The 16,735-nt window shown below is 48.8% G+C and carries 12 protein-coding genes and 1 tRNA gene; 2 read left to right on the top strand and 11 right to left on the bottom strand.

Annotated features, from left to right (window positions below; all coding sequences use genetic code 11):
* Positions 1 to 29: 29 nt before the first annotated feature.
* Entirely contained in the window at positions 30 to 575 is a 546-nt protein-coding gene (gene fabA / locus TOLA_RS07265) for a bifunctional 3-hydroxydecanoyl-ACP dehydratase/trans-2-decenoyl-ACP isomerase (RefSeq protein ID WP_041609489.1), read from the top strand.
* A 64-nt stretch (positions 576 to 639) separates the two neighbouring features.
* Here fabA and rmf read toward each other — a convergent pair whose 3' ends face one another.
* The 4 genes from rmf to rlmKL all read right to left on the bottom strand — a co-directional run bounded on the left by rmf (position 640) and on the right by rlmKL (position 6,752).
* Positions 640 to 816: a ribosome modulation factor gene (gene rmf, locus TOLA_RS16475; protein WP_015878508.1), complete on the bottom strand. Its 177-nt coding sequence runs from the start codon at positions 814 to 816 to the stop codon at positions 640 to 642.
* Between the two features lie 150 nt (positions 817 to 966).
* On the bottom strand, positions 967 to 2,679 hold the full coding sequence (locus tag TOLA_RS07260) for a DUF3466 family protein (RefSeq protein WP_015878507.1): 1,713 nt from the start codon (positions 2,677 to 2,679) through the stop codon (positions 967 to 969).
* A 6-nt stretch (positions 2,680 to 2,685) separates the two neighbouring features.
* Positions 2,686 to 4,608, bottom strand: coding sequence for an ATP-binding cassette ATPase Uup (gene uup, locus TOLA_RS07255; RefSeq protein WP_015878506.1), 1,923 nt, complete (start codon positions 4,606 to 4,608; stop codon positions 2,686 to 2,688).
* A gap of 5 nt (positions 4,609 to 4,613) precedes the next feature.
* Positions 4,614 to 6,752, bottom strand: coding sequence for a bifunctional 23S rRNA (guanine(2069)-N(7))-methyltransferase RlmK/23S rRNA (guanine(2445)-N(2))-methyltransferase RlmL (gene rlmKL / locus TOLA_RS07250; protein WP_015878505.1), 2,139 nt, complete (start codon positions 6,750 to 6,752; stop codon positions 4,614 to 4,616).
* A gap of 189 nt (positions 6,753 to 6,941) precedes the next feature.
* Here rlmKL and TOLA_RS07245 point away from each other — a divergent pair.
* Positions 6,942 to 7,018, top strand: a tRNA-Met gene (locus TOLA_RS07245).
* Positions 7,019 to 7,082: 64 nt separating this feature from the next.
* Here TOLA_RS07245 and TOLA_RS07240 read toward each other — a convergent pair.
* From TOLA_RS07240 to TOLA_RS07210, 7 genes are all read right to left on the bottom strand, one after another.
* A complete protein-coding gene (locus TOLA_RS07240) occupies positions 7,083 to 8,378 on the bottom strand; it encodes a right-handed parallel beta-helix repeat-containing protein (RefSeq protein WP_015878504.1) in 1,296 nt (431 codons plus the stop codon).
* A gap of 62 nt (positions 8,379 to 8,440) precedes the next feature.
* Positions 8,441 to 9,700 (bottom strand): mannose-6-phosphate isomerase, class I, encoded by a 1,260-nt coding sequence (gene manA / locus TOLA_RS07235; protein WP_015878503.1) that lies wholly within the window; start codon positions 9,698 to 9,700, stop codon positions 8,441 to 8,443.
* Positions 9,701 to 9,704: 4 nt separating this feature from the next.
* Positions 9,705 to 11,078, bottom strand: a complete 1,374-nt coding sequence (locus TOLA_RS07230; RefSeq protein WP_015878502.1) for a phosphohexomutase domain-containing protein — start codon at positions 11,076 to 11,078, stop codon at positions 9,705 to 9,707.
* Positions 11,079 to 11,172: 94 nt separating this feature from the next.
* Positions 11,173 to 12,642: a mannose-1-phosphate guanylyltransferase/mannose-6-phosphate isomerase gene (locus TOLA_RS07225; RefSeq protein ID WP_015878501.1), complete on the bottom strand. Its 1,470-nt coding sequence runs from the start codon at positions 12,640 to 12,642 to the stop codon at positions 11,173 to 11,175.
* Positions 12,639 to 13,793, bottom strand: a complete 1,155-nt coding sequence (locus TOLA_RS07220) for a polysaccharide lyase (protein WP_015878500.1) — start codon at positions 13,791 to 13,793, stop codon at positions 12,639 to 12,641. The genes TOLA_RS07225 and TOLA_RS07220 overlap by 4 nt, the downstream gene beginning before the upstream one ends.
* 2 nt (positions 13,794 to 13,795) lie before the next feature.
* Entirely contained in the window at positions 13,796 to 15,157 is a 1,362-nt protein-coding gene (locus TOLA_RS07215; RefSeq protein ID WP_015878499.1) for an alginate O-acetyltransferase AlgX-related protein, read from the bottom strand.
* Between the two features lie 11 nt (positions 15,158 to 15,168).
* Positions 15,169 to 16,722, bottom strand: a complete 1,554-nt coding sequence (locus TOLA_RS07210) for a NosD domain-containing protein (protein ID WP_015878498.1) — start codon at positions 16,720 to 16,722, stop codon at positions 15,169 to 15,171.
* Positions 16,723 to 16,735: the final 13 nt, after the last annotated feature.

Genomic DNA, 16,735 nt, shown 5'->3' with positions numbered 1-16,735 from the left:
ATAAGGATTTGATAAGCGTGTCAGCAGAAATGACCAATACTCCTAAAGTATCCCTGTGCGATCAGGGTCGTAACAGTTTCACTAAAGAAGACCTGCTGGCTTGTAGCCGTGGTGAGTTGTTTGGTGAAGGCAACAGCCAATTACCAGCACCTAATATGCTGATGATGGATCGCATTGCTAAAATCACTGACACTGACGGTGCATTCGGAAAAGGCGAGATTATTGCCGAGCTGGATATCGCATCCAATTTATGGTTCTTTGATTGCCATTTCCCAGGTGATCCGGTTATGCCTGGCTGTCTGGGTCTGGATGCAATGTGGCAGCTGGTTGGTTTCTTCCTTGGCTGGAAAGGTGGCCCGGGTAAAGGCCGTGCATTAGGCGTTGGTGAAGTGAAATTCACTGGCCAGATCCTGCCAACAGCGAAGAAAGTAACTTATAAAATCCAGATGAAACGCGTCATCATGCGTAAACTGATCATGGGTATTGCTGATGGTGTGGTTGAAGTTGACGGCCGTCCGATTTACTCGGCAACTGATCTGAAAGTGGGTCTGTTCCAGGACACGTCATCGTTCTGATTTTTTCAGATATGACCCAAAGTAAAAAGGCTCACAGTGTGAGCCTTTTTACATGAATTTGTGATTAATTAACCATATATCCCTGAGAGCGTTCATCTACCGCATCTCGCCAGCCACCCAGCCAATAGCCTCTTGCATCTATGCATTGATAAGGACAGAGCTCTTTAGAACGCCCAGCCAAGCCAGCCTGGTACCCTTTAGTACGCGCTCTTTCTAAACGATCTCTTTTCTGTCTCTTCATACTTATTAACCCTCTTTTCCACAATGAAAAAAGACGACAGCCTCTGTATCTCTGTCGTCTTAATTGATATCGGATCAGGGCACTAAGATCAATAGAAAATCGTTAGTTTTTTGTGCTGAAACCCAATTTCATCATGATACTGTGACGGAATCATGACTCTTTCTTTACGAAACGGCGATATTGACCAGCCAGCGCAGCACCTGCCATAGCGATCAAACCAAAGAAGCCGAAACTACCACCACCACTGCTACCGCTGCTTGCACCGTAGTCAAATACTGGCAACTGATTATCCACTACATAACCAGATGGAACATCACCATTACTGAATGAATAGTTCGCAGCCAGCTTAATTACAACATTGGTACCATTGCTCAAGGCTGACCAGTCGTCATAACTGTCATAGCGACGCGCAGACGCCAGAATGGTGCCGTCATCCAGAATGTCATTCGCATATTCGATGTAATAGTATTTGCCGTTCTGGGTACAGGTTTTTGCTCCCGCATCATCAAGACCACAAATCAGATCGTTAATTGCATAACGACTACCTGAAGTGATGTTATACAGGAACGCTTCCTGCAGACGCGGTACCGAGCCATAAACCGGCTGAGTCGTGACACTGCGTTCATCCGTCCAGCCAACAACTTGGTTGCTATTGTTCAGGGCTGCTGCTTCGGAGTTAACGCCATCGGTCGAAACAGGGATCGATGTAGATGTAATAGCGCCGGCGCTGTATCTGGCAACAAACATCTGCGTTGGGTAATTACGGCTGACCAGTCTGCGGTACACACGGTTACCAACGATGTAACCATCTTCGTTGATGTCAACAGCCCAGCTGTTATCAATCGTGTCATCGTCATCAGTACCCGGGTTATCGCCCGAATCAGCGAAGATTGCTGTAGAAGTTAACCCTGAAGGCAATGTTCCGGTTGAACTCAGCGCCCCTAAATTCCAGAAAGTGGCCAGATTCTTCGGTTGAGAGTTGTAGCCTTCTGTCGCTGAATAACCTACCGCAACATAACTTCCATCAACATACGCCACCTTCATCGCGCTGGCGGTGTAAGGATAATCTGTTGATTCTGATGTATTGTAGGACGCTGCACGTTGTGTAGCCGTAACACCGGCAGAGTTCACCAGCCAGAATGCCGCCTGCGTTTCATAACCAGGGCAATATTGACTGTAATCTTCAATACTTGCGTTACTGTAGCAGTAGTTATAGGCCGTACTCTTTATGTTTCCGGCAGAACCCAGCACCAGATAATTAGTACCGACCGGAATAATGTCATACGCGGAAGCAAAAGCGTAATCCGTGCCATTCGTTACATCCACTGATGTATCGGCAACAGTAGCGACCGCTTTTCTTCTATGTTCGGAGAGTGAGACATAGCCAACAGAGGTCACTTCACTGGCATCACGGCCATAACGGGTAACAATGCCATCTGATTCAGCGATGGTATCAGTTGTGATAGTTCCTGATGAGACACCACTAGCGATCACATTATAAGTTTGATCAGCATTACTGTTTAAATCAGCAAACCATTGAGATGCAGTGTTACTGTTATCTAAATACGCATCACACGTTGCAGAAGATAAAATACCATCACATCCACTTTCATATCTGAAGCGGTGTGCCAGATCCATACCTGTTGGTACCATACGGAAATAGGAATACCAGTTACTGGTAACCGCTAACGTCGCAACAGTTGAACCATCACCGGAGATACTTAATGCCCAGGGACCAAAATTAGCATCGCCTCTGTCAGCAGAAGTCGCGACTTCTGTAATCGTATAAAAAGGACTCTGCGCAGCTGAAACCGCGCCAGCCAGCAACAAAGGCAGCAAAGCTGCAATTCGGTTCATTTTCATTAGACACTATTCCTCGTTCTTCATCGCTTCCAGCTCTTCCCAGCGGGCGAAAGCCTGTTCCAAATTCAATTCAGCTTGTTGCAGGGCATCTAAAATTTCTTTGGTGCGCTCTACCGGCAAACTGAAAAAGTCAGGTTGATTGATCTGAGATTGTATCGAGTCGATCTTCGCTTCTAATTGTTCCAGTTGAGCCGGTAGTCCGTCCAGTTCTGACTGCAACTTATACGAAAGTTTACGAGTTTTTTTCGGTATTGCTGGTTTTTCTTCTTTATCACGCGCATCAGGCGTACTTTTTGTTACTGGCGCCGATGCAACTATTTTTGCTGACTGTTGCTGACGAGTAGCCATAACATCGGCAAAACCACCGACATAAGGCGTGATCCGGCCATCGCCTTCAAACAACCAGCTGTGTGTCACGGTATTATCAATGAAGCGTCGATCATGACTGACCAGCAACAGTGTGCCCTGATATTCCGCCAGTAACTCTTCCAGTAATTCCAGTGTTTCAATATCCAGATCGTTGGTTGGTTCGTCGAGAATCAGCAGGTTACATGGCTTCAGAAAAAGCTTAGCCAGCAATAAACGATTCTTTTCACCGCCGGAAAGTGCTTTGACAGGTGTCATCGCCCGTTTCGGTTCGAACAGGAAATCCTGCAGATAACCTAGTATATGTCGGCGACGACCCGCGAAATCGACTTCCTGACGGCCATCTGCCACGTTATCCATGACTGTCTTTTCCGGATCAAGCTGCTGCCGATACTGGTCAAAATAAGCAACTTCCAGCTTGGTGCCACAATACAAAGTGCCACTATCCGGCTGAAGATCGCCCAGCAATAATTTAATGAGCGTTGTTTTACCGCAGCCATTAGGACCAATCAGTGCAATCTTATCGCCACGCATCACGCGGAAGTCAAAATTACGGATCAGGGATTTCCCTTCGATACTGTAATTGACGCCCTCGCCTTCAAAGATAATTTTCCCGGAACGAACCGCTTCATCCAGCTGAATTTTAGAGGTACCGACTTTTTCGCGTCGATCGCCACGTTCCATACGCAATGCTTTCAGTGCCCGGACACGGCCTTCATTACGGGTACGACGCGCTTTAACGCCTTGTCGGATCCAGACTTCTTCCTGCGCCAGTTTTTTATCAAACTGGGCATTTTTCAGCTCTTCAACCCGCAACCACTCTTCTTTGCCTGCCAGATAGGCATCGTAGTTTCCCGGCCAGGAGGTTAATACGCCCCGATCCAGATCGACAATACGGGTTGCCATGCGTTGGATAAATTCACGGTCATGACTGATAAAAACAATAGCGCCTTTGTATTGACGTAAAAAATCTTCCAGCCAGGCGATAGAGTCGATATCCAGATGGTTGGTTGGTTCATCAAGCAGCAATAAATCAGGCTCATTAACCAGCGCACGGGCTAATGCGACCTTACGCAACCAGCCACCGGATAAATCAGCCAGAGATGTATCGGCCGTCAGTGATAACAGGCTGAGGATCTGACTGATGCGGGTATCGAATTGCCAGCCTTGTTGCTGATCGAGCTGCTCTTGCAATTCGCTCAGACGGCGCATGACGCGATCGTCATCATGGTGATCAGCCAATAGCGTGAGTTGGTGGTGATAATCGGCCAGGATCTTGCCCAGTTCAGCCACACCATCAGCCACATAGTCATAGACGGTGGCAGATTCTGTTTGTGGCGGGTCCTGCTCTAAACGGGCAATTTTCAGATCCTGCAAATGAGTTATCGAGCCGTCATCCAGCAAAACCTCACCACTGATCACTTTCATCAGTGTGGATTTACCCGCGCCATTACGGCCAACCAGACACAGACGCTCGCCAGACTCAATGTGTAGCTCTACATGATCGAGTAACGGCGCTGCGCTGTATGAGAGATAACCCTGTTGAATAGAAAAAATAGCCATAACGGTTATGCCTGCTCCTGCGATACGTCAGTCTTTGGTGCATGACGGATCAGCCAGCTGTTATGAATATGCGGATTCCGCGCAAAATCTTTCGGCAAGGTTTTAGCACTGATATTTTCAGCGACTAAACCCAACTCAGCGAGACCATTAAAATCCATTTTGAACTGACGTTTGTTATTCGAGAAAACAATCAAGCCGTCTGGGTTCAGAATTTTCTTCAGCATCGCCATAACATCAATATGATCGCGCTGAACATCGAACGTATCGTCCATACGCTTGGAGTTCGAGAACGTCGGCGGATCGATAAAGATCAGATCAAAGGTCTGTTCGCAATGGCGTAACCAGTCGAGACAATCAGCCTGTTCAAACTTATGCTGCCAACTCGTTAAGCCATTGTGCCGCATGTTATCGCGCGCCCAGTTCAGATAGGTACGAGACATATCCACGGTCGTGGTGGTACGTGCGCCGCCGAGTGCTGCATGCACTGTGGCAGTTCCGGTATAAGAGAACAGATTGAGGAAATCCTTTCCTTTGGCCAGTTGCCCTAACATACGACGGGTATAACGGTGATCCAGGAACAGACCGGTATCCAGATAATCACGCAGGTTGACCAAAAACTTCGCATTGTACTCTTTCACTTCAAGCAACTGCCCTTCGGCATTCAGTTTCTGATATTGCGATTCACCTTTCTGGCGTTCACGGACTTTCAAGATCACATTTTTACCCGGCACGCCGGTGACTTCGATAGCCGCCTGCATCAAATCGAGAATACGCTGACGCGCAACATGCTCCGGAATAGTTTTCGGCGGTGCATATTCCTGAATAATCAGATGGTTGGTGTAACGGTCGATCGCCACATTATAATCGGGCAAATCAGCATCGTAGATACGATAAGCATCAAGACCTTCCTGCTGAGCCCATTTATCCAACGTTTTGATATTTTTGCGCAGACGGTTAGCAAAATCTTCCGCCACCGTTTTCTGTGATGCGACAGAGTTATCAGCAATTTGATAATTACGTAGCTGACATTCCAACGCGCCATTAAATAGACGGTATTGTTTTTCTGCGCGCAGACGCAGACAGCTCAATAGTTCCGGTGATGCGGATAAAATTGTCACGCGCCAGCCCTGAAACTCGGTACGCAATGCGCTGCCTAAACTTTGATATAACTTCAGCAGTTCAGGGAATTCACCCAGACGTTCACCATACGGTGGGTTACTGACTAAAAAGCCTTTACTGCCCGGCCATGGGTTGTGCAATTGCATCACATCTGATTGTTCAAAACGGATCAGATCGCCAACGCCAGCGCGGTTCGCATTTGCTTTAGCGCGCTGTAATACACGGCTATCAACATCAAAACCGACAAAACGATCTGGCTGCAGCAGGGCTTCTTTATGTCCGCGTTTCGCACGCACAGAGGCTTCGGCAATGATCGGCTGCCAGACTTCCGGCTGATGCTGTAACCAGCTTTCAAAGCCGAAACGACGACGCAACAAACCCGGTGCCATATCGCAAAGCTGCATGGCAGCTTCGATCAACAGAGTTCCTGAACCGCACATCGGATCTAACAGCGGTTCATTCTGCCAGCCACTACGCGCTAAAACAGCGGCGGCCAGATTCTCTTTCAGTGGTGCTTCACCGGTTTCATCACGGTAGCCACGCTGATGCAGCGCCGGGCCGGACAAGTCGAGAGAAACAGTCACGGTATCTTTTTTCCAGTGCACCATCACGCGTGCATCCGGTATTTTTTTATCCACGGAAGGCCGGATACCGCTGCGCTTGGTAAAACGATCCACAATCGCATCTTTGACTTTCAAGGCGCCGTATTGCGTGTTATTGATGGCTTTGGAGGTGCCGGAGAAATCGACGGCAAAGGATTGATCAACAGAGAAATGCGTTTCCCACTGCACGTTAAAACAGCCGAGATAAAGATCCAGATCGGTATCGGCAGAAAAAGAGGTTAACTCCAGTGCGATACGGGAAGCGAAGCGACTCCACAAACATGCCCGGTATGCCACCTCAAGTTCACCACTAAATGCGACACCTGCTACCGTTTCTCTAACGTCAGATGCGCCAAATCGGGATAATTCAGCAGCCAGTATAGATTCTAACCCTTTCGGGCATGTTGCAAAAAAGTCAGCCATTCGTCTCTAATTCATTGGAACAAATAAACGTGCATTATAGCTGTGAATTGATAAAACAGATATGAATTGAGGGTAAGTTACTGCATGTCTGAATTTAGAGCGAATTGCTAACTTATTGAGCAATTGATAATTAATATCGAAATACCTCTTGCCATACGTGATTCGGATCACTATTATGCGCTCCATTGACGCGGGATGGAGCAGCTCGGTAGCTCGTCGGGCTCATAACCCGAAGGTCGTAGGTTCAAATCCTGCTCCCGCAACCAAATTTAAAAGGCCACCTGAATTCAGGTGGCCTTTTTCGTTTACGCTTTTTTCAGTCAGTTTGTCTCAGGGTAACGTCATGCCCGGATCCAGCAGATTATTGGTATAACTGGTGTTCGTGGCGCCTTGTACCGAAAATTTGGCGTCTGGATTCCCAGTAAAATCATTATCACTGAAACTATCCTGATCGGTGGCATTCAATTTAAGAACGTAGTTGCCACTGGCGGTCACCGTATTTTGGAACCAGTTATTATTCCGGTTGATACCATCATTACCGGCCCGCGCAGGTGTATCTGAGCCCTGATAGGTATATATGCTGTTTCCCGTATTGCCAAAAATCATATTACCTTCAATCTGATTATTTGATGAACCAACGGACAGGCGGATCCCACGTACATTACCTTGCACGATATTCCCCCTCAGCACGTTATTGTTACTTTCAAATAATGCGATGCCCGTATCTGTATTATCAAAAACCAGATTATTCTCCACCAGTGTGTAGTCAACCGAACGATGTAGCATGATGCCGTGTCCGGTATTGCTGTAACTGCTGTTATCGCGGATCACCAGATTGTCACAACGCTGTGAGCAGATAATGCCGTGATTACCATTGTGATGAGCGCTATTGCCAATGATACTGAGGTAATCAGAATCATCATGTGGATCAAGGCCATACTTCACATTGTGATCGACTTCATTATCACTGATCATCATGCCGTACGCGCCATAGGTGAACACACCGAAGTAGTTATGATGAATACGGCTATTAATAATATTACCGAACACCCGGACTTGAGTTAACGGACCGGTTACCTTCCACGTCAGCCCATACGATTCAGACGCGTAATAACCGAGATACCCAATATCGCTGTTGGAAATATCCATACGGGATTGCTTATCCACTGTCGATGACCGAACTCTGATATAAGCGCGTTTATACGTGCCATATTCTGTATCCGGCCCTTGAACAGCTTCATCCCACGAGGTGATTTTCGTGTTATTGATCTGTACTGTCCCGTAATCGGCGGTGATATTCACCACGCTATTTGTTGTACCCGTATTGTTAGACAATAGCCGGAGTTCAGATACTGGCGCAGCAAGGTCATCACCATCCACCAGCAAAACCGACCCATCCGTCAATTTCAGATTGGTTTTAAGCAAATAGACTCCACTGCCCTGATTCACCAGTTGTTTCGGTCTGAAGGCGGAAATCTCACCCAGCCCGCAAACCCCGCCGGTCTGTATATAAAGGATGTTACTTGAACTGGCATAACGCACATTGGTACTACTGCAACTTCCGCTGGCCTGCGCTGACCACAGCCAGACTGACAACGATAAAAAGATGAGCACATTTAGTTTCATGAGCTTTTCTCCGGATAACGCAGCCTGATTTTTCTGCATAATTAAAAATCAGGCCACATTGATTAATGCATCAACGACGGTCTGATACGCACTCGGGCTATCTTTCCATAACCACTTAATTGCCATCCTGTACTGGCGGCAGGCAATAACACACTTGTTGCCGGTGCTAATAGCCAGGACTCGCCGAGTTCATTCGTCAGTGAAACTTCACCTTTCAGGCAATAGAGCAACTCTGCATCGGCCGACATACCCGCAGGGAAATGATCCCCCTGTTGCAGACGCACAATCGACAACTCAAAATCATCCACCGGAACAGAAAAGCGTTGTTCCATTCCAACAACTGCCGGTCGTATGATTTCTGGTTGCATACTCTGGAATATCACTGTGTTCAGCAGCTCACCGGGGGAGATATGTTTTGGCGTCAATCCGGCCCGCAGCACATTGTCGGAACAGGCCATGACTTCGATACCCGTACCCCGCAAATAAGCATGCGGGGTTCTGGCCGGAATGAAGATTGCCTCCCCCGGAACCAGAGATACCAGATTCAATACCAGCGGAGCGAGAACACCGCTATCAGCCGGGTATTCATGCGCCAGTCGCTGGATCTCGGTAAATGTCGGTTCCGGATTGAATTGCAGGCTGGGTGATATGGCAGACAGTAAATGTGTAACCTCTTTGTGTGATAACAACAAAAGCCAGCGATAAAAGGGAACTAATGCAGATTCTCTCCCTTTTTGCAGATGCTCTGCCCATTGCAGTAATTGCTGTTCACCGGCCAGCGTTAACAGACGCACTATTTCGTCAATCGGCCGGAAACCAATCAATCCGTAAAACGGGGTCAAGGCATACAGCAGCTCCGGCTTATGATTGGCATCCGGATAATTACGTTCTGGCGCGGTAATCGGAATGCCAACAGCCTCCTCATGCGCAAACCCGGCTTGTGCCTGAGCCAAGTCAGGATGAACCTGAATGGACAGAGCCTTTCTGGCAGAGAGAATTTTGAATAAAAACGGGAGTTTTGGCCCGAAACGTGTGATCGAATGCGCACCCAGTACCGCATGGGGTTGACTGTCGATCAGTTTATCCAGCATGACGCTGCCCTCAGGGAAAATAACTTCTGAAGGTGCCTTGGGATGTGCCCCGACCCAGACCTCAGCCTGAGGTTGTTGCTCCGGATTGGCAATACCCAGCAACCAGGGTAAAACGTCGGTTGTGCCCCACTCATAGTGTTGCAAACTATTTTTCAGCCAGAGTGGTTGTTGCAGTGATTCACTGCCAATGGCCTGCCATACCGCCTGAAATGTTTCTTCCTTCATTTTCATGATTTCATCCTCCCTGACGCAACAGCGTTAATATTTCATCGGTTTTTTCCTGCATCAACGCCACGTTGCCACGTGATTCAACGTTGAGCCGGACAACCGGTTCGGTATTTGAGCTACGCAGATTAAATCGCCAGTCATCAAAGGTAAGACTGATCCCATCGGTGTAATCGATGTGCCGGGCGGCATTGCTGTATGTGGCCAATACTCGCTGTATGGCATGTTGCGGTTCGCTGAGATGGCTGTTGATTTCACCGGGGGATGGAAAACGGGCGATCCTTTCCTCCACCAGCGTGGAGAGCGGTTTGCCCCGGACGGAAAGCAGTTCCAGCACTAACAACCATGGGATCATGCCACTGTCGCAGTAAGCAAAATCGCGGAAGTAATGATGTGCGCTCATCTCACCACCATAAATGGCATCTTCTGCCCGCATCCGTTCTTTAATAAACGCATGCCCGGTCTTTGACATAACCGGAATACCACCATTGTCAGCGACAATTTCTTCGGTATTCCAGGTCAGACGGGGATCGTAAATGATGCTGGCACCCGGTTTCTTGAGCAGGAAACTTTCCGCCAGCAAGCCCACAATGTAATAACCTTCGATGAACTCGCCATGTTCATCAAACAGGAAGCAACGGTCGAAATCACCATCCCACGCAATGCCCATTCTGGCGCCATACGCCTGAACTGCCCGCTCGGTATCGCTGCGATTTTCAGGTAACAGCGGATTAGGAATACCATGCGGAAAGGTACCGTCGGGTTCATGATGGATCTTGATAAACTCGACCGGCACGTTCCGGCTGATGAAAACACGCTCAATTGCATCAATGACATGCCCTGCAGCACCATTACCCGAGTTGACCACCAGTCGGGTTGGCTGAATGTTTTCGAGATCGATATACGTCATCAGGTGATCAACATAAGCAGAAAGCAAACTCTCTTTGCGGTAGCTCCCGGGAGTTTCTGCTTGCGGACCATAGTCGATCATTTCAGCCATACGCCGGATTTCGCCTAATCCGGTATCACCACTGATCGGGCGACTTCCCTCTCTGACCAGTTTCATTCCGTTATAATCGATTGGATTGTGGGATGCGGTCACTTCGATACCGCCATCAACACCTAAAAACCAGGTAGCAAAATATATTTCTTCTGTACCGGTCATACCCAGATCGATGACATTGGCACCACTGTCACGCAGCCCCTGGATCAAGGCTTGTTTTAAAGGCTCACTCGAAAGGCGGACGTCACCACCGACTACAACCGAATGGGCACTGAGGTATCGGACGAAAGCACGACCAATACGATAAGCAACATCTTCATCAAGCTCTTCACCGAGTCGCCCACGAATATCGTAGGCCTTAAAGCAATTAAATGATCCCATTTTGCTTTTCCTCTGCTATCAACTGTTCCGATTGCGCACTATGACTGACCAGTGCCTGTTATCGGCACCAGTCAACCCGGCATTTGTTATTGAGTTAATGCGGAATGATCCGAACGCCTTGCGCCATAGGCCAGCCCTGAACAGGCACTGAATCCCGTTCATTGACACGGCCATACATATCCGCGATGCGTTCAATATCGTTATCCTGCAAATAACTCCCGGTCTGGATCTCGATGATCTCCAGTGGCACCTGGCCGGGGTTGCTGAGGCGGTGAAAGATTCCTGCCGGAATATAGGTCGACTGGTTTTCGCCCATCAGAACGGTCTCTTCTCCGATCGTGGCCTGCGCACACCCGGAAACAACCACCCAATGTTCGGACCGGTGTAAATGCCGGTGTAACGAAATGCTTTGCCCTGGTTGAATCACCATATGCCGGACACCAAACCGCTGGCCTTTATCAATGGAATCCACACTGCCCCAGGGCCGGAATTTTTCCCGGTGGTGCTGCACTTCCGGGCGATCTTCTTTTTCCAGCTGTTTCACCAGCTGTTTCACGTCCTGCACTTTGTTGATATTCGCAACCAGTACCGCGTCTTTGGTTTCTATCACGACGGTATCCTGCATACCGATCAGACTAACCAGACGATGAGTGGTATGAACATAGCTGTGCCCGGTATCTATCAGTTCAGCTTCGCCTTTTACCAGATTGAAGTTCTCGTCTTTGTCCTGCTCTTCCCACAACGCAGACCAGCTACCGACATCACTCCATCCGGCCTGTAGTGGCACTACTACCGCATCATCGGTTTTTTCCATGATGGCGTAGTCAATGGAATCGTCAGGACAGAAAGCGAAACTGTCCGGATCGATACGCCAGAAATCGAGATCGCGGAATTTACGCTCCAGCGACAACTGGCAGTTATCGTAGATGTACGGCTGGAATTTCTTCAGTTCCTGAAGGTAGCGGCTGGCTTTAAACATAAAGATGCCGCTGTTCCAGAAATAATCGCCACTGGCCAGGAAGTTGATGGCGGTAGCTCGATCTGGTTTTTCGACAAATCGTTCTACTGGCACGGCCTCCATGCCATTGACGTTATGACTTTTCACATAGCCATAGCCGGTCTCCGGTGCGGTCGGCACGATACCGAATAACACCAGCTTGCCCTGTTCCGCTGCGACCCGGCCCCGTTCCAGCGCTGCATGAAAAGCCGGAACATCACGGATCACATGATCAGCCGGCAACACCAGCATCAGATCATCATCTTGTTCTTCAAGAATCAGCATGGCGGACAGTGCCACGGCAGGTGCTGTATTCCGGCCAAACGGTTCAAGCAACACACTGTGGGTTGACCGTTTGATATGCTGCATTTGCTCCCGGACAATAAACCGGTGCAGCTGATTACAAACCAGAAATGGTTTACCGAACTGTTTTTCCGGTAATCTCATTACTGTCTGCTGTAAAAGTGTGTGTTCTCCCAACAGATTCAGAAATTGCTTTGGATACTGTTTACGGGAAAGCGGCCAGAGTCGTGAGCCACTACCACCAGACAAAATCACAGGAATCATGATTGTTGCTCCATGTTGTTCGGGATCGTCATCGTCCCTACGACTACACGGGCTTGTTTATCAGCCAGCCCAGGCTCATTTCGCAGATAGAGATATTGCAGATCGCCGCCGAGCCGGGTGGTTTTCAGCGACGATAATGATTTGAGTAACGGCAGCCAGCGCTTATCTCCGGAGATGGCGATGTAGGGGGCTAACCATGAAAGCCGGCTGTGTTCGCGCAAGCTTTCATCAGCCTGTTTCACGCCTGCGGCTTGTTCCAGTGAATGGCTGTCATCGACATTGTTGATCACCAGATTCGCCAGTCGCTGGAGTGCGGAATTTTTTGCTTCCAGCCAATGCTGTTGATTGGCCTCACCAAATGCAGCCAGCAAGACCAGCGGCTGCAGTGCAAAATTGTGATAACTGAGTGCTTTGCTGCGGCGTTTCAGCTCATTGGGCAAAATGCCTTCCGCGGTAATTTGCATCATTGCGGTTTGATAAACGTTACCGGCCCAATCGAACATATCCTGCCGGTTCAGCACCACAGCTGTTGCCATCACCCCCCAGGCCGCCCAGTAGTCGTGATTATTAATTTGCTCCGGCCGGCGATTGCTGTAGTCGGGCATGACTTCCATGGCTAATTTTGCCAGCCAGTTTTCTAACGCCTGTTGCTCGGTTTTGGGAAATAACGGCGTATCTTCTGATGGAAGATTCAGCTTTATTTTCAGATAGTTGGCCGAAATCGCAGCCAGTGTCCATTTACGCACCGCCTTACCGGATGCAGTTTTAGCCGGTTGCAATAAGGCATCCGCTTCCGCCCAGGCCAGCCAGTGACGACGTAAACAGGCCATGTCTCCCGCCGTCCCTTTCCCCTTAAACAATCGGTCTGTCATGGTGGCGGAAAGTTGCTGTAAATCTGACATGGGTGCAGAAAGTGCCTTATAACGGGCATCATTCTCTTCATCAATCACATCTTTTGATTTTTCTGTCTGTACATATTTACTCGGCAGATCCAGTTCACCGGAGTACACAGCGACAGCCGGACAAACCAACGCTTTACCGGATTCCTTTAATTGCAAAGAACCTTGCAGATACCCCCCGGGAGCCAGTAATTCAGCCTGAACCTGAGCAGCCATGAACCATATACCTAAAAACCAGAGAGGCTGTTTCATGGTTATCTCCCCGCTGCCTGTAGTAACTTGCCCTGCAAACGGCATACATTGGCGCTGACTTTGAGATTCCGGCTCTGACTGTCGGGAAGGGTCAAATCCATCGACACGAACTGGCGCTGTTGTTTGGACTGAATGTTTCCGAGAACAAAGCTGAAACGACCATCCGTCACGGAAGCTGTATTTTTCCTGATTTGAAAATCACTTTTGCCTCCATCAGAAAACCAGACGGTCAGCAGCAGTTGCTCGATTTTGGGATTATTAAAAGTCAGATCAAAGACCAGTTGTTCCGGCGCGGTTTCAAGCAACTTATTGGCAAATATCAGATCTTCTGTTTGCGGCACGGAAATGGTTTTTACCTCATGCAGAAGCACAGGTCTGGTTTCACAACCATTCCCGACCAGTGCCACCATTTGACGTAAAAGAGATGTGCTTAATTCCCGGCTTTCATAGGGCAACTCCCATAAGACCAGAGCCGGCGGCTGATGCTGGAAACGATCTGAAGCTAACATTTTCAGCCAGCTCTGAGTGCTGTTGCCGGTGGCATCGGTATGATTTTCAATCTTGCGGGCCAGCGCCTGTTGCAGAAATCCATTGAAATTAAAATGGCTGTCTACAGAGCGGCTGGAGCCCACCAGCAAAATACGATTGGGTTTATTCGTGTCGTCGCTGACAGCCTGCGTTACAACGTGTGGTGTATATTCCAGCGGGTAACGTTGCCCCCCGCACGCCGCGCCGGACTGATTATTTAACTCGCCACTTACTTTCAGCCAGCCCTGGGTTTGTGTGACGAAACGCTGTTCCGGTAATTGATGAAATAGTGGTAACTTGCGGATCTCCGTCGCCACAAAATCTGCGCTTTTACGCGCGCCGGCCGATGTCCAGTTCAGATCCCGCTTGAAGAAAAACGGCTCGGTTTTCTCCCCGGTCTGAAGTAATAGTTGTTCATAGGCTGGAACCTGGATCCCCGCTTGTCGGAACTCATTCAGCGTTTGCAGATACATCTGCAAACTATCCGCATCGCTTTTTCCCCGTTGTTTTTCGGCATACATCAATGAACGCGGCGGCGGCATCACCAGCATCAGAGAAGTGCCTTTTTCTGCTAATTGCCGTGCAAATAACGACAACAACATCCGGTATTCTGAATCCGCGGGTGCCAATGCCCGACTGGCTGACGTGAATAACCAGCCATCACGCCCTTCCTGTAATCCACCGGGGACATTCGCATTTCCCTGCTGAGCATCAGGGCACAGCTGACAACAAGGTTCAGCCACATATTGGGGATCATTTGCACTCCCGGGAGTGGCTGCGAGTGATGAACCACATACCAGAGCTACGACCATCAACATATTCCGGTAATTTGTCATGATCTGTCTCCTCATCCCTGGCCATTCATGCGTGATAAATGCGGTTGACGGAAATAAACGGGTGCGGAATCGCCATACCATACCCGGGCGATTTCATCGCTGTAGGGCAATAAATCACCGCCCAGCGTGATGTTGCCGCGACGACCATTTTGATCCAGGGTCAGTTTGCCAATGCCGATCTCTTCAAGCCCCTGGGTAAACAACGCACCGCTGCCGTTCATGGCAATGATCCCGCCGGAGACAGAACCCGAGCCCCGCATTTCATAGGGATCTAATTTCAGATCGCGTGGTTCATGTCCTGAATCAGCGTCATAGGTAACCATGAGATCACTGAGATGACCGTAAATTCCATATCGGCCATTTTGCAGGATCACGTTGTCCTGCATGCGGATAGCCAGGCTGTTACGAAAGCGAATACCGTGGAATTTGTTGTTGTAGATCTGGTTGGCGGCAATCAGGTTCTGATGGCTTTCATAAATAGAGATGCCATCACTGCCGTTGTTATAACTGCTGTTCTGTACGATGACATTATGATTGCTGGCCCGATCCAGCATGATACCGGCCAGTTTGTTGTCGTGAGTGACATTGCCAAATATGTAGGAATGGCTGACATCCCGTGAGCCGATGATGCCGTGACGTTCGCGGGTTCCCCAGACTTCGTTCTTAGCAATGATCAGGCGGTAGGAGTGATCATGCGGATCAATACCGTAATAGATGTTGTCGTAATATTTATTGCCGACGAGTGCGACATTTTCGGCTTCATAGGAATAAAAACCATAATAGACATCGGTGATCCGACTGTTGATCAGCCAGCCGGTTGGTCGTTGATGGAGGTTCAGCCCGATCGGCGCATACATTCTATCCTGTTCGGTATAAGTAGAGAGTGTAAAGCCATACGCTTTACTGTTATATGACCCCAGGCTCTCCAGTAAAGAACCATAGATGTATGTACCGGAACCACTCCAGCCTATATAGAACGGGCGGTATTCCTCGCGGTTACCGTCATAACGGGCCGGAGCCTTTTCTTTTTCGCGCCAGCCACGCAAGGCACCGTCCACCATGAAAAAGTCACCGGCATTAACCACAAAACTGCCGCGTTCATGCGACATTAACAACTCTTCTCCCGGCGAGATCGCCAAAGCCGCACCGTTCATGACAACAATCGGGTAACGCAGTAAATACTGATGACTGTTCAGCTTGACTAACGCATCAGGCAAACGCTGGTGAAGTGCAGGTAACGTCAGCAAACCATCATGCACAAACACGGCTTTCGGGAATTGCCCCTGTTTTTTCGCCCATACACCTAACTTGCCGCCTTTGAAAAATTTCCGGGTAGCAATGTCGTTGATCATGCGCTCTAAATTGACTTTTTCTGTTTTTTTATGCCATTTAGCCTGCTTCTCAAGCACCGCTTGTCGGGTATAACGGCTCAGATCCGGAAGTTCAGGCACAGCCTGAACCAGCATATTTTGCTGAATAGTCTGAATATCATAAGGAACAGCCTGTACCAGGCTCGCCAGCATCAATCCTGCAGCCGTAATACTGACTAATAGCATTCTGTTCATGATCAACTCCTTG

This window comes from Tolumonas auensis DSM 9187, from assembly GCF_000023065.1.
GTDB lineage: Bacteria > Pseudomonadota > Gammaproteobacteria > Enterobacterales > Aeromonadaceae > Tolumonas > Tolumonas auensis.
The sequence above is the reverse complement of the archived record's forward strand: the minus strand, read 5'-3'. Positions and strand labels throughout refer to the sequence as shown.

Coding starts and splice junctions, on each gene's coding strand:
- fabA (WP_041609489.1), top strand. CDS start 30: ATGACCAATACTCCTAAAGTATCCCTGTGCGATCAGGGTCGTAACAGT.
- rmf (WP_015878508.1), bottom strand. CDS start 816: ATGAAGAGACAGAAAAGAGATCGTTTAGAAAGAGCGCGTACTAAAGGG.
- TOLA_RS07260 (WP_015878507.1), bottom strand. CDS start 2,679: ATGAAAATGAACCGAATTGCAGCTTTGCTGCCTTTGTTGCTGGCTGGC.
- uup (WP_015878506.1), bottom strand. CDS start 4,608: ATGGCTATTTTTTCTATTCAACAGGGTTATCTCTCATACAGCGCAGCG.
- rlmKL (WP_015878505.1), bottom strand. CDS start 6,752: ATGGCTGACTTTTTTGCAACATGCCCGAAAGGGTTAGAATCTATACTG.
- TOLA_RS07240 (WP_015878504.1), bottom strand. CDS start 8,378: ATGAAACTAAATGTGCTCATCTTTTTATCGTTGTCAGTCTGGCTGTGG.
- manA (WP_015878503.1), bottom strand. CDS start 9,700: ATGAAAATGAAGGAAGAAACATTTCAGGCGGTATGGCAGGCCATTGGC.
- TOLA_RS07230 (WP_015878502.1), bottom strand. CDS start 11,078: ATGGGATCATTTAATTGCTTTAAGGCCTACGATATTCGTGGGCGACTC.
- TOLA_RS07225 (WP_015878501.1), bottom strand. CDS start 12,642: ATGATTCCTGTGATTTTGTCTGGTGGTAGTGGCTCACGACTCTGGCCG.
- TOLA_RS07220 (WP_015878500.1), bottom strand. CDS start 13,793: ATGAAACAGCCTCTCTGGTTTTTAGGTATATGGTTCATGGCTGCTCAG.
- TOLA_RS07215 (WP_015878499.1), bottom strand. CDS start 15,157: ATGACAAATTACCGGAATATGTTGATGGTCGTAGCTCTGGTATGTGGT.
- TOLA_RS07210 (WP_015878498.1), bottom strand. CDS start 16,722: ATGAACAGAATGCTATTAGTCAGTATTACGGCTGCAGGATTGATGCTG.